Here is a 14,018-nt window from a genome sequence, read left to right on the forward strand (position 1 = left end):
GGATAAAACATGAATTTATTCAAGCTAACCTATCCACTCACACTCATTTCCTCTCTTCGATTCTTTGGGCTTTTTGTCGTCATCCCCATCATCTCTATCCATGCCCTCTCTTTGGGTGCCACTCCTTTGATGGTGGGACTTGCTGTGGGAGGGTATGCCCTCACTCAGATCATCTTTCAAACCCCTTTTGGAATCTTAGGAGACAAACTTGATAAACGCCTCATCATTGCCATTGGCCTTGTGATTTTTATCATTGGTTCTTTGGTGTGTGCTTTTGCAGATGATATCTATCTCTTAGTGCTTGGTCGATTGCTTCAAGGATGTGGAGCCATCTCTAGCGTGATCACAGCACTTTTGGCTGATCTCACACCAGAAGAGCATCGCACCAAGGCTATGGCGATGATGGGTGGGGGGATTTCATTTGCCTTTTTGTTTGCCATGATTTTTGGCCCACTCATTGCAAGCTATTTTGGAATCAAAAGTCTATTTTTTCTAGCAGCTTTTGTTTGCATCATAGGATTCATCATCCTCATTCTCAAAGTCCCCAAAGGAGAGAAAATCCACTACTCCTATCATTACACCTCAACTCATTCTTCCTATCTCAAAGATCCCAATCTATGGATGATGCATCTAAGTTCATTTTTGCAAAAAGCATTGGTCAATCTTGGCTTTATCATCATTCCCATCGTGCTATTTAAGGATTTTGATTTCAAGGCTGATGAGCTTTGGAAATTTTACGCACCTGCAGGAATTTTGGGGATTTTTGCTATGGCTCCAGCCAGCATCATAGCTGAGAAATACGGGCGTTTCAAAGGCACAATGATTGCAGGGATCATCGCTTTTGGGATTTGCTTTGCTCTATTTTGCATCGCTGATTATTTTCAGATTCTATGGATTTTTATCCTTGGGATTCTTGTCTTTTTTATCGCATTGGATATTCATGAGCCCATTATGCAATCTCTAGCAAGCAGATATCCCAAGGCATATCAACGAAGCTCAGCACTAGGATTATTCACAACCTTTGGATTCCTAGGCTCATTTCTTGGAGCAGTATTAGGAGGAGTGCTCTATAGCTATATGGGGCTCTTTGCCCTCTCACTTTTGATCGGAGGGATTTGCATACTTTGGATTTTATGCTTACTCTTTTTGCTCCAAAATCCAATCAGGCAAAAAACTCTCTTCATCCCCACAAACCAATGCAATCTCACACATCTATCTTCCATCCAAGGAATCACAGATTATTATTACACTCAAGAAACATTGGTGATTAAATTCAATCCACAAATCACAGATGAAACATCAATCAAGGAGCAACTCAAATGACTTACACGATTAGCAAAAAGATTCTCAACACCGTTGGGCGAACCAACGCCCAATACAATCTCATAGGAGAAGGGGATAAAGTCCTTTTAGGACTAAGTGGAGGCAAAGATTCTATTCTTCTAGCCTGCCTTTTGGAGCGGATGAAACGCCATGCTCCCTTTAAGTTTGACTATATTGCAGTGACTGTACATTATGGGATTGGTGAGGATTTTTCTTGGCTTGAGAAACTCTGTGCTGAGCAAGGGATCAACCATCAAGTGTATTACACCACCATTATGGATACAATCGTAGAAAAACGCCGTGAGAGAAGCTCTTATTGTAGTTTTTGCTCTCGTATGCGTCGTGGGGCACTCTATAGCAAAGCATTAGAGCTTGGATGCAACAAAGTCGCCATCGCTCACCATCTTGATGATGCAGCTGAGAGCTTTTTTATGAATCTCACTTATAATGGAGCATTGCGCAGTATGGCACCAATTTATAAGGCAGAAAATGGCCTATATGTCATCCGCCCTCTAATCCATGTAAGAGAGCGACAGACAAGAGACTTTGTCCTCTCTCAAAATATCCCCACCACTCCCGCCTGCACTTGCCCAGCGCGCAGACCAGATTCGGATAAACCCCCAATTGCTAGAGAGGCTACTAAGCAATTCTTAGCAAGTTTAGAAGAGAAGAATCCAGAGTTTTTCACCTCTCTCAAAAATGCCTTTAGCAATCTTCACGCCAATAGCTTCTCAGATCCTAGATTTTTGGATCGATAAATGATTCTCATCCCACAAGATCTCAAAGGGGAGCGATTTACATCCCCTCATGGGATCTTGCTCAAATATCATTGCACACACCAAATCATTCATCAAAAATCATTTTTTCAAAATGACGCACTTCTTTTTGTGCTCGAAGGACAAAAACATCTCTCCACTACCAATGATACTTTCACCCTTCAAGCCCATGAGTGCATCTTCATCCCCAAAGGTTCATATACTTTTAGCAATATCCCTCTCAAAAACTCTTATCAAGCTTTGCTTTTTTTCTTCAATGAAGATGTTTTGCTCCATCAAAAATGCACCAATTCTCATCAATCTTTTCAAAAAACTTTCAAACCTCATCACACCCTCTATGAGTTTTTTCACTCACTCAATTTCACGCTTCTCACACAATCGCATTTTCTCTCACTCAAATTTCAAGAACTTCTCTTGCTTCTTTTACACTTTCATCCATCCCCCACACTTGCATTTCTCAAGCATATCCACTCAAGAAGCCACACACTCCTCAACCAACTCACCTCACACAACTATCTCTTTGAAAGTGTTGAAGAGATGGCACACACTCTCAAACTTCCTCCATCTCTCTTCAGTAAAAGATTCAAAAATGAAGTGGGCATCAGCCCCAAAGAATGGCTCGATCTCCAAAGATTCTCTCAAGCCAAAAAAATGCTTCTTTTAAGCGACAAAAACATCACACAAATCGCTACAGATCTCAATTTTGGCTCTTGTGCATGGTTTATCAAGCGTTTTAAAGAAAACTATGGCTTAACCCCCAAGCAATTCCAAAAAATTGCAAAAAACTCTTATATTTAGTCAAAAAACTACTATTTTTTCACTCGCGTATTTTTTAGAATTTCCCACATCTTAATTTAAGGAGACAATTATGTTCAAAACACTTTCTACCCTTTCTCTCTGTGCTTCTTTGGCACTTGCGCTCAATATCCAAGAATTGGATGGATTTGCAAGCCCAGAGAGCGTTTATGCTACAAAAGATGCTATCTATGTGAGTAATCTTGGCAAAGAAGTCAAACCTTTGGAAAAAGATGGGGATGGATTTATTCTTAAACTAAGCATAGATGGCAAAGTGCTAGAGAAAATAGAAAATCTTGATGCACCCAAAGGAATGGGAATCATCGATGGAGTTTTATATGTCACAGATATCGATACACTCAAAGGCTTTGATCTAAAGAGCAAGAAGCAAGTCTTCACACTCAAAATTGATGGAGCAATTTTTCTCAATGACATCACCACACAGGGCAAAAATACACTATATATCAGTGATACAGGTAGCGGAAAGATCCACAAAATCAATCTTAAGCAAAAAAGCTATCAAGATTTCATCACTCTTGAAAGTTCAAAATATGGTGGAGGTCCCAATGGATTGATGATTGAGGGAAATACCCTATGGGTAGCAACCTATGATCCAGCCCAAAAAGCTGAAGGGCAAGTGCTCAAAATCAATCTCAAAAACAAAAAAATTTCACAATTTTCTGATGCCAAAGGCTTCATGGATGGAATCACAAAAGATAAGAGGGGAAATCTACTTGTAAGTGCATGGGGGAACAATCTTGAAGGAGTTGTGTATCAAATCAACTCCGATGGAAAATCCTCCAAGCTCCCCATCCGTCCGATCAAGGGCTGTGCAGATATTTTCTATCATGATGGAGTGCTTTGGATTCCAGCCATGATTGAAAATAAGATTTTAAAAATCACACAATAGCAAAAGCAAAAAAGTGGGGGGGGGGGATCAGCACAATCCATCATCAAGTGTTTCAAAACCATCTCTTCTTAGTTTTCCAAGAAGAGATGATCTCAAATCACTTAGGCAAAAACTCTGCTTTAAGCTGCGGTCTTCGTCTTGAAGTATTGGCTTGTGGATATTGAGTCGATAAATAAGTCAAAATCACATCTTCAGTCTCAGGATCAAATTCCCACAATCCTTGAGTCTCTTGCATCCATCGAATCGCAGCAAGCCATTCCTCACGATTGAGTTTGGATTGGGTGATAAAACTTGCAGAATGGCAAGCAGTGCAATTTGCTTTGACCACATCCAATCCCTTTGCGACTTTCAAACCTGTCTCTTTATCGATCTCTACCCCCCAAAGAGAAAGACAAGCCAATAGACATAATGCTATGTGTCTCATCAAACTCCTCCCTAGATCACGCGCACTGCGATTCTATGACAAGCATTGTTGAGATAACCTCTTGGATTCCATCCTGGTAAAACCATGGGTTGAGAATCTCCTTTATCATCCACTGCCCTTGCCCACACTTCATAATATCCCTCTTGTGGGAATTTGACACTTGCACTCCACTCTTGCCATGCTAGGCGATTTAGAGGTTTTTTAAGCTTTGCTTTTTGCCAAGTGACTCCAAAATCGATACTGACATACATCTCTTTGACAGATCGATCACCAGCCCATGCCTTTCCTCTGAGATCAAGGGTTTTATTGAGCGGTGTTTTTGTCCCTGATACGGGGTGAGTGATGATGGACTTGACGATCATAGATTCCATGATGCACATATCTTTGTCATCCACTTTCTCTCCAGGCGCAACAGGTTTGCATGGGACTCGATAAGATTGTCCATTCATCTTTTCTCCATCATGCACCTTATTTCTTACAACGATTTTTGTCAGCCATTTACCTGAAACTGAAGCAGGCCATCCACCTATCACAAGTCTCAAAGGATATCCATTCATATAAGGGATCTCTCCTCCCTCATATTCCCAAGCGATCAATGTCTCATCCTCAAGGGCTTTTTTCATAGGAACACCCCTAGAGATCACTTCTTTGCTTGTATCTCCATCAAGGCGTGTATCCGCACCATAAAATCCGATATACACCGCATCTTTTTTGATTCCACAATGCTCAAGCACATCTCTTAGTCTCACACCAGTCCATCTTCCACATCCCACAGCTCCAACCTGCCATTGATTACCTTTTGTTGCTGGGACAACCTCTTCACGATTATTTCCACCACACTCGATCACAAGCGCATAAGTGTAGGTTTTGAACTTCTTCTTCAGATCCTCGATGCTAAATTTCATAGGCTTTTTGCAAGATTCTCCTGAGATTTCCAAAGTCCATTTTGAAGGATCGATGTCTTTAAGCTCTGGGGGTGTTCCATTATTTCTGATGAAAAAATACTTAGGCTCAGTAAAAGGACTATCCAAAAATTGAGGAGGGGTTTCAGCATTGACTGGACGATCATTGAGATAGATCAACCCATCTTTACCCTCTACACTAAAGGGCTGATCGCTATTGGCTAGCAATGCTGGGATCAAGCCTCCTGGCATATTTTGAGCAAATGGGATATTTGCTCCCACGATAGATGCCATAGTCAAAAGAGAAGTTTTTTTCAAAAACCCTCTTCTGCTCACTGGATCCACTTCTCGTCCAAAAACCTCAAGATCAGCTTTTTGTGGATCTTGAGCATATTTTTCATGAATTCCTTTTTTCACTTAAACTCCTTACTATGTCTATTATTTTTATGTTGAACAAATCAAAGCAATATGCGATCTATATGCTTGCAAAAATTGCGGAGCGAATTTTATCTTGAATCCTAGACAATGCAATCTATAAAACAAAAATTTTTTTACCTTTGATGCGATTAGTGATGTGATTTGATCTCCAATCCATCATCAATCCAGTGATCAAAACAAGATTTCTATAATAAAATTTGCACCACCATAATGCAAGCAATCAAAGGATTTTTCGATGCAACCAAAACAAAAGCGAGAAATCACCCTTCGCGGTCTTTTACTTGGAGTTTTCATCACATTGATCTTCACAACAGCCAATGTCTATCTTGGACTAAAAGTTGGACTGACATTTGCCTCATCTATCCCAGCAGCTGTCCTTGCGATGGCTTTATTCAAACTCCTAGGCAATAGCAATATCTTAGAAAACAATATCGTGCAATCCCAAGTCTCAGCCGCAGGCACACTCTCTGCCACAGTCTTCATCATCCCCTCTTTATTCCTTGTGGGATATTGGAATGGTTTTGACTTTTGGCATACATTCCTCATCTGTGCGTGCGGAGGGATTTTGGGTGTTCTTTTCACCATTCCTTTTAGAATCGAACTTGTAGAAAAAAATAAGCTCCCCTATCCAGAGGGTCGTGCTGCTGCAGAAGTTTTAAAACTTGGGGACAAAAGAGAAAAGGGTTTCAAAGAGATGCTTCTTGGAGCCTCGCTCTCTTCTCTCTCTATCTTTCTTTCCCAAGGGATGCGCCTCACTTCAGATGGTTTTGGATATTTCTTTCATTTTGGAAAAGCCATTTTTCAAATCCCCATAGAATTCTCACTCGCACTTGTGGGTGCTGGATGGCTTGTGGGATTAAGTGTAGGAAGTGCGATTTTGTTTGGGATCATCTTAGCTTGGGGAATCCTTGTCCCCTACTTGAGTCTCCAAAATGCTGATTTTTCCCTCTTTATGAGCGCATCCTCACTCCTTCCATCTCATCATATTGCATCTGAAGTTCTTGAAAAATTTGGCACTCAAGTCTGGCAAGATCAGGTGCGCTTCATCGGTGTAGGAGTGATTGGAATCTCAGCGATCTGGACTCTTATCATGATGCTCAAACCCACATTTATCGGACTTAAAAACTCTTTTATCATTCAGACCAATGCCCCTCAAGATATTCCACTCAAATGGATGGCATTGATCTTTTTTGTCATCATCATACTTCTTGTAGGGATTTTTTATCAATTTGTTTCTGATGTTTCTTTTTCTCCATTGATTGCTTGGAGTCTTATTTTGATCACTTGTTTTGGCTCTGTATTGATTGGATTTTTTGTCTCTGCCACATGTGGCTATATGGCAGGACTTGTAGGATCTTCTTCAAGCCCAATCTCAGGAATCGGAATCATTGGAGTTGTTTTGCTTTCATTGGTCATTTTGGGGGTTGCCAACTTTTACTCTCTTGATGTGCTTGGTGAAAATGCACGATTTTTCACAGCACTTGCCCTATTTTCTACCTCTGTTGTGATCGCAATTGCCACCATTGCCAATGACAATCTCCAAGATCTCAAAACAGGCCAGCTTGTAGGCGCAACACCTTGGAAGCAAGAATTTATTCTCATCATTGGTTGTATCGTAGGAGCTTCTGTGATCGCTCCAGTGCTCAACTTACTCTATGAAGCCTATGGATTTGTAGGACATCTTCCACGAGAGGGGATGAGTGAGGTCAATGCTCTAAGTGTGCCTCAAGCCCTTCTTATGAGTTCAATCGCTCAAGGAATCTTCAAAAATACTCTAGACTGGTTTCATATCGGTATAGGGGTAATGCTTGGGATTGCTTTGATCATCTTGGATTTTTTTACCAAAAAGAAGCATATCTCCTTCCCTCCTCTTGCAATTGGTATGGGAATCTATCTCCCACCCATTGTGACGATTCCGATCTTCTTTGGGGCGCTTTTGGCTTATTTTGCTTCCAAGCAAATCCCAGAACATCAAAAAGCAAACTTCAAGCGCCAAGGGATTTTGCTCTCATCCGGTCTGATTGTGGGAGAGAGCTTGATGGGAATCATTCTTGCAGCCATCATTGTGATCTCTATTGGCAATGGAGGGGATGGTGCCTTTTTAGATTTAAGTGCTTTCACTCACGGGATCGATAAAGTTCTAGGCTTTACTTTCTTTGTGATCGCTCTAGTCATTATCTACAGATCCCTCACACGATCCAATCAATAGGAGATAAACCATGGAAGAACTCAACGCGATGCAACAAGCTTTCTCAGATCTCGTGTTTTATCATGCCTTTTTTAGTGCTTTTTTTGCCTTTCCTTTCGCACTCAATCTCTTCACACTCTTCGCCTATAAAAATTTTGCCTCACTCAACAAAAAAATCTGGTACACCATGCCTTTGATCTTTTTTTTGCTATCCATCGCATTTCTAAGTGGGATCAATGTCTCCATCACACAAAATCTCTATACCTCACCATTTGTCATAGGGATGTGGGCTTATTGGCTCTTTGTCTTATGTGGAGAAATCATCAGGATCAAAATCCTCAAAGTCGCAAGACGCACCAATGAGCAAGCCATGCTCAAATATGTCAGATTCTGCAAAATTCTCTATAGTCTCAACCTCCTAGGCTTTGCACTTCTATTTTTTGGGAGCCATTGATGCAATTTCTCTATCACCCAAATGCTGGAGATCAAACCATTCTGATCCAAGGAGAACAATTCATCCATCTCTACAAATCAAGACGCACCAAACACACCCAAGTCCTCTATCTAAGAAATCTTTGTGATGATCAACTCTATCAATACAAACAAACACAAATTGACAAAAAAAGTGCCACACTTACACTCCACACACAAATCCACTCACCCAACACACCCACTCATCACTCACACATCATCCTAGCCCGAATCGATTCCAAATCTTTGCAAAAGGCTCTCCCATTTCTCAATGAGCTTGGTCTTTCCAAACTCACTCTTTTCTTTGCTGACTACTCTCAAAGAAATGAAAAACTCGAACTAGACAAAATAGAAAAAATCCTCATCAACTCATCCCAACAATGCGGAAGAAGCGACAAAGTCCAGCTAGAAATCCTAGAAAACCTCGATAGTGTTTTGATGCTTTATCCCCAAATTGCCCTCTTTGACTTTGGAGGACGCAAGCTCACCTCACACCCAAAACTCCCTATCCTAATCGGTCCAGAAGGAGGATTTAGCCCAAAAGAAAAAGAGCGACTTAGACATCTCCCGACTTATTCCACACAAGAATCAATGATCTTGCGCTCTGAGAGTGCATGCATCTATGTCGCAAGTCTATTGCAAGCATTGCATCGATAAAATATTTAGATTTGTTTGATTTGATATTGGAAGAAAATGAAGTCTTTGGTGTCAAGGGGGGGACTTGAACCCCCGACCTCCGGCTTATGAGACCAGCGCTCTAAACCAGCTGAGCTACCCTGACACACAAAGGCGGAATTCTATCAGAAAAAATTTCAAAAAGTCAATAAATCATAAAAGCTCACAACCTTTGACACTTTTTCTCCATCAAATCTCCAAAAACTATTTGATCCTATTTAGTATTTGATCCAAATTCTAGTTTGTAAATAAAAATTCCTGATTTTTATTGTATAGTCCCGCCGCTTTTTATGGACTCATCCTAATACAAGCAAATATATCAAATAGACAAGGAAATAAATATGAAACATCCTAAGCTTCCAAATTATATAGGGGGGGGGGGATAAATCATTCTAAGACTTCAGGTCTTTTCAAACCACTGATTGCTAGTTCTCTAGCACTGACACTTTCTAGCTCTTTTGTGATGGCAAATACCTGTGCTTCAACACAATCAAATGGCAATAATCGACCGATCTTTTGCGTAGATGGAGTGGATAAAAGTAGCGAAGCTTATAAAGCAGGATCATCATCAGGACCAAACAATCTGACTTGGGATACGGTAGACGCAAATGGGGGTACAAGTGATAGTAGTGGTAACTACTATACCCCCACCGTAACTCCTACTTGGAGTCTTCCAGGTGGTGGCACTAAAACTCCAGTCAATCTATACATCCAATTTGACTCACCATCCACTTCTGATACACCCACTCAAGATCCATACTTCAATGGAGCGAGAACTATTCACACAAGTGGAGACAAAGTCGAGCTCAAAATCACTGATGGAAAAGGTTTAAGATTGGGTGAGACGATGAATGACGATCAGATTAAGGAAGGACATATATCAAACACTCTGCGAGTAAACTACGGTTACGAAGCAGACAAGACATTTATCCTAGACATCGGTGCTCCAACAGGAGGGGGTCCCTCTCTGATTGGAAATATTGAAATCCAGAATCAATCAACAAATCGGGGTCTCCTTGATACCTTCACTGCCACTTTGGGCAAGGGGATGAAGGGAAGTATCTGGCTCATAGATGCTTCTGGCAATAACACAGTCAAGATCAAAGAAGGCAATCTTGAAGGAAATATCCGGACTGGCTTTTGGCATCGGGATGGCAAAGAGCACATAAATAGCAAAATCACCATCGATTTCACAGATAACTCATCTGGAAGAATCATAGGGGATATTTTCAACGCCGATCAGACTACTAATGATCAAACTACTCAACAATCCCCAACTCAAAATCGATATCACCACCTAGCCGTGACAGTCAAAAACGGAGGGTTACAAGGGAATGTCCGTGATTTTACAGTTTATGGAAACCAGATAGGAAATCTCTCTGTCACTTTTGAAGAGGGTGCTACGATGCATGGAAATATCATGGGTGGAACTGGTGGACCAAGTGCTAGCTCAAACACAGGAAACGACCATCAGAAAAAGATCGTGACCTTCAAGGGTGCGAGCTCAGCTAGCACGATCGTGATGACTGGAGACATCATCTCCTATGGGACTGGATCCACAAATGGCAATAACTCTGATTACACCAAAGCCGGAAACCATGTCACATTTGAAAAAGGTTCGATGAGAGGAAGTATCCTCGCCTCTCTTGGTATCGGCAATGGACAGTCTGGCGGCAACGGAACAGGGACTACTACAAACTATGGTCAAGGCTACAACAATATTATCTTCAAACAAGATGGAGCGATGATCACCTCCTCATGGGGAGCTTCTCCCAAAAAAATAGATAGCATTTTCACAGAAGGTGGGAGAAATGACATCACTTTTGAAGGAAACGGGACAATCGATGTCTTTGTCGGAGCAACAAAAAAGAGTGTGAGCAATGGTGCAACTATAAGCAGCAAAGGACATGCGACTAACCTTATCACTTTCAAATCAAATGGAACACTCACCAAAGATGTCAAAGCGAGCAATAGTGGCTACAATGTCTTCAATCTTGGAACCTCTGGCAAATCCCTAGACATCCAAGGTGCTTTCAATGCTGTAGGAGGTAGTAGTAGTAGGGGACGCAATATCATCTATCTTGGTGGCATTAGTGAGACTGCATCAAGCACTCAAAATACTAATGGCGGGACCTACACTCTCAAAAATACCAAAGGTGGAACCATTACTTTCACTGGGACCAATGGAAGTGGGAATAATGTTGGACAAAATCTCATCAGTTTTAAAGAGGATGGTGCAACACTTCACATCGGAGACAATGGTAGGGGAACACTCCTCACCACTGGAGGACACACCATCATCAATGATGGCTATGATACAAATGGCTCAGGTACTCCCCAAAACAGAATCGAGACCAAATCCGGAATCACAGTCGTTGCACACACCATCAAAGCTGCCGGTAAGAATAGTGAAACCAATAACGGAGCTCAAAACAAACTAGAACTCCAACACGGAAAGTTTAGTCAAATCATCGCAACTGGAACCCATGATCAAAACACCCTAATCTTCACCGCTGATAATGGCAATGCTACCGCCGCTAGAAACGATGGAGCTAGCAACGGCACTCTCAGTGCTCAATCTGGGGACACGATCACTTTTAACTCCAATTCCTCCGATTCAAGCAATAACAGCAAAAATATCATCACATTCCAAGGTAAAAATGGAAATTCACAACTTCAATCAGCAACTCTCACCATCGGACCCAATGGATCCAGTGACAAATACCACACCCTCCACACAACAGGTGGAACTACAGAAATCAATTTCAGAGCAGATGGAAATAGTAGTAGTAGTAAAACTATCGAAAATAGCACGCTCAAAGGAAATATCCTCACCACAGGTGGGCAAACTTCGATCACTTTCAGTGGAAATGGCACCATCCAAGGCAGTATCAAATCTCAAGGTGGACAAAACCAAATCACTCTTGAAAATCAAGGCAAATCCCTAGATCTCCAAGCAACCCTAGATGCTACATCCACAGGGACAAACACTATCAAGCTTGGAAATGGAACCAATGGCAATGGAACCTACACCATCAAAAATGGTAGCAGTGGAAATGGTGGTAATGGGATGGTCACCTTCACAGGAAGCAGAAGCCCAAATGGAAGCGAAGGAACTGGTGTCAATGTCGGAAAAAATATCATTGAGTTCAAAAAAGAAACTCAAACTCTAAAGATTGGAGATAATGGAACTGGTGGGATCCTCACCACAGGTGGAGAAACTCTCATCAATATGACTAAATCTAGCACCATTCAACTTGCCATTCTTGAAGCCACTGGGACCAATGGTCAGCAATATGCTGAAAACATCATCAGTCTCAATAGAACCAATGGCAGTGGCAGCGGTGAAAACTACACCATCAAAAATGGAGATTCTAATGGAACAGTCGCGTTCAAAGGAAACAATTACGGCTTCAACACCATTAAATTCACTCAAGACAACCAAACTCTAAAGATTGGAGATGGTAACGGAACGGCTAAAATCAGCACAGAGAGTGGAAACACTGTCTTTAAACTTGCAAAAACCTCTACCATCCAAGGAACTATCGAGACTAGCAAGGATGGCTCGACAAGATTTGATTTCGCTAATCCAAATGGAGCTTCAAGAGAAGCTGAGAGAAATGGTAATGTTTCCAAACTCACTCTCAAAGGCACGATCACTGCAAAAGATGGAGGTGAAAATATCTTTGATTTCACTAAAAAGGGAAGTTATGAGATCAGTAAAGATCCTAGCAATGGAACAGCCACCATCAAAGCAGATACAGGTGGGAAAAACATCTTCTCTATTCGAGATGAAGGCGATACTACTCTAACTTTCAATCAAGTCACATTTACAGGAGATGGCACACATCATTTCTCTTTTGACAATAGCACAGCACAACTCACACTAAAAGGAACAGCTGTAACTGGAGATAATGCTGGATTCTATGTCGCTGCTGCAACTGCTGAAGCAGCAGCTCCAACAACAGCCACAAACACAGGAGCTCATATCTCCTTTGACTTCAATTCTGGTGGGATACTCAATAACTCCGTCAAAACACAAAATGGAAGTAATGCAACCACAACTTTCACAGTGGGTGCAGGACAAACTGGGACAGTGAATGGCAGTATCACCACTGCGGGTGGAACGACAAATATTGATTTCACTTCCAATGGCTCTACACTTAGAATCCTAGGCAAGACTACAAATGCAGGAACTAATGGAGTGAGCGTTGCAGCTGGAACTACCGGTGGATCTATCAACACCACAGGTGGAACCACAAACATCAATATCAAATCAAGTGGTATCAACTCCACTCTTGATGTGAAGACTATTGAAACCAATGGGACTGGTAGAACTACTGGAAGCACCACCATCACCTTTGCTAATGGTGTCTCTAGCTCTACACTTAATCTCAAGGGAGATAAATTCACTATCACTACGATTGATAAAGGTGATGGAAGATCCAATGTGATCAATCTCACAGATTCTGCAAGAAGTTCATTCCAAGCAGACAAAGATAGAAAAGATTTCCGTGTCCTAGAAGTAGGAGGTGGAGTCAAAGGAAATGGTGAGACCACAGTCCTCCTCTATGCCAATCCTCATGCTGAGCAAAACAATGGAACAAAGATCGGTGGGCAAGCCATTACTGGAAATTCACAACAAGCACTCCAAGCAGTAGCTAGTGGTGGTACTGGTAACACCTACGGCAAATATGCCTACTCAGATCGCTTGATCATTGAAGGAAGTGGTGCTAATGGTGGCAAATCTCCTATCAATATTGGAGTGATCTTTGATGATGGTGTCAAGCTTGAAGAGATCAAATACAATGGAGGAGGCACAAACAAAAAAGAAAATATCGCAGTCGCCACTGTGAAAGATAACTCTGGAGTAAATGTCCAAGCAGTAGATACAGTCTTAGGATTTGATGTGGCTCGTGTCACACTCACAGAAGAGAAGACAACCAAAGCAGGAGCCATAAATGGTGGTACTGGTAATGGCTACACCACTTACTTTGTAGGAAGTGCTAGAAGTATGGGGATCTTAGAAGCAGATCAAGTAGTCATGGCTTCTGCTGTCACACTCAACCTTGATCTCTATCTTGCTAACTTCAACTCCTTAAATAAAAGAATGGGA

10 protein-coding genes and 1 tRNA gene are annotated in these 14,018 nt (G+C 41.6%); 8 read left to right on the plus strand and 3 right to left on the minus strand.

Annotated features, from left to right (window positions below; all coding sequences use genetic code 11):
* The first annotated feature begins 9 nt into the window (after positions 1-9).
* The 4 genes from T391_RS0107370 to T391_RS0107385 all read left to right on the plus strand — a co-directional run bounded on the left by T391_RS0107370 (position 10) and on the right by T391_RS0107385 (position 3,804).
* Complete coding sequence (locus tag T391_RS0107370) at positions 10-1,323, plus strand: MFS transporter (RefSeq protein WP_027327796.1); 1,314 nt, start codon at positions 10-12, stop codon at positions 1,321-1,323.
* Positions 1,320-2,081, plus strand: coding sequence for a tRNA 2-thiocytidine biosynthesis TtcA family protein (locus T391_RS0107375; protein ID WP_027327797.1), 762 nt, complete (start codon positions 1,320-1,322; stop codon positions 2,079-2,081). The genes T391_RS0107370 and T391_RS0107375 overlap by 4 nt, the downstream gene beginning before the upstream one ends.
* On the plus strand, positions 2,082-2,897 hold the full coding sequence (locus T391_RS0107380) for an AraC family transcriptional regulator (RefSeq protein WP_084340149.1): 816 nt from the start codon (positions 2,082-2,084) through the stop codon (positions 2,895-2,897).
* A 70-nt stretch (positions 2,898-2,967) separates the two neighbouring features.
* Complete coding sequence (locus T391_RS0107385; RefSeq protein WP_027327799.1) at positions 2,968-3,804, plus strand: NHL repeat-containing protein; 837 nt, start codon at positions 2,968-2,970, stop codon at positions 3,802-3,804.
* A gap of 97 nt (positions 3,805-3,901) precedes the next feature.
* Here the strand turns inward: T391_RS0107385 and T391_RS0107390 are convergent, their stop codons facing one another.
* Positions 3,902-4,228, minus strand: a complete 327-nt coding sequence (locus T391_RS0107390) for a hypothetical protein (protein WP_084340150.1) — start codon at positions 4,226-4,228, stop codon at positions 3,902-3,904.
* 11 nt (positions 4,229-4,239) lie between these two features.
* Positions 4,240-5,475 (minus strand): sulfite oxidase, encoded by a 1,236-nt coding sequence (locus T391_RS0107395; protein ID WP_420806134.1) that lies wholly within the window; start codon positions 5,473-5,475, stop codon positions 4,240-4,242.
* A 328-nt stretch (positions 5,476-5,803) separates the two neighbouring features.
* Between T391_RS0107395 and T391_RS0107400 the strand changes: the two genes are divergently transcribed.
* From T391_RS0107400 to T391_RS0107410, 3 genes are read left to right on the plus strand one after another with little or no spacing between them, the layout of a single operon-like run.
* Positions 5,804-7,777 carry an OPT family oligopeptide transporter gene (locus tag T391_RS0107400; protein ID WP_027327802.1) on the plus strand — a complete coding sequence of 658 codons (1,974 nt, stop codon included), beginning with the start codon at positions 5,804-5,806 and terminating at the stop codon, positions 7,775-7,777.
* A gap of 10 nt (positions 7,778-7,787) precedes the next feature.
* On the plus strand, positions 7,788-8,210 hold the full coding sequence (locus T391_RS0107405; protein WP_027327803.1) for a hypothetical protein: 423 nt from the start codon (positions 7,788-7,790) through the stop codon (positions 8,208-8,210).
* Positions 8,210-8,884 carry a 16S rRNA (uracil(1498)-N(3))-methyltransferase gene (locus T391_RS0107410; RefSeq protein WP_027327804.1) on the plus strand — a complete coding sequence of 225 codons (675 nt, stop codon included), beginning with the start codon at positions 8,210-8,212 and terminating at the stop codon, positions 8,882-8,884. Before T391_RS0107405 ends, T391_RS0107410 begins: the two co-directional genes overlap by 1 nt.
* Positions 8,885-8,930: 46 nt before the next feature.
* Here T391_RS0107410 and T391_RS0107415 read toward each other — a convergent pair.
* A tRNA-Met gene (locus T391_RS0107415) sits at positions 8,931-9,008 on the minus strand.
* Between the two features lie 357 nt (positions 9,009-9,365).
* Between T391_RS0107415 and T391_RS0107425 the strand changes: the two genes are divergently transcribed.
* Positions 9,366-14,018: beta strand repeat-containing protein (locus tag T391_RS0107425; protein WP_034584112.1), on the plus strand; the 4,653-nt coding region annotated here is incomplete at its 3' end.

The sequence above is a fragment of the Helicobacter pametensis ATCC 51478 genome (assembly GCF_000518225.1).
GTDB lineage: Bacteria > Campylobacterota > Campylobacteria > Campylobacterales > Helicobacteraceae > Helicobacter_G > Helicobacter_G pametensis.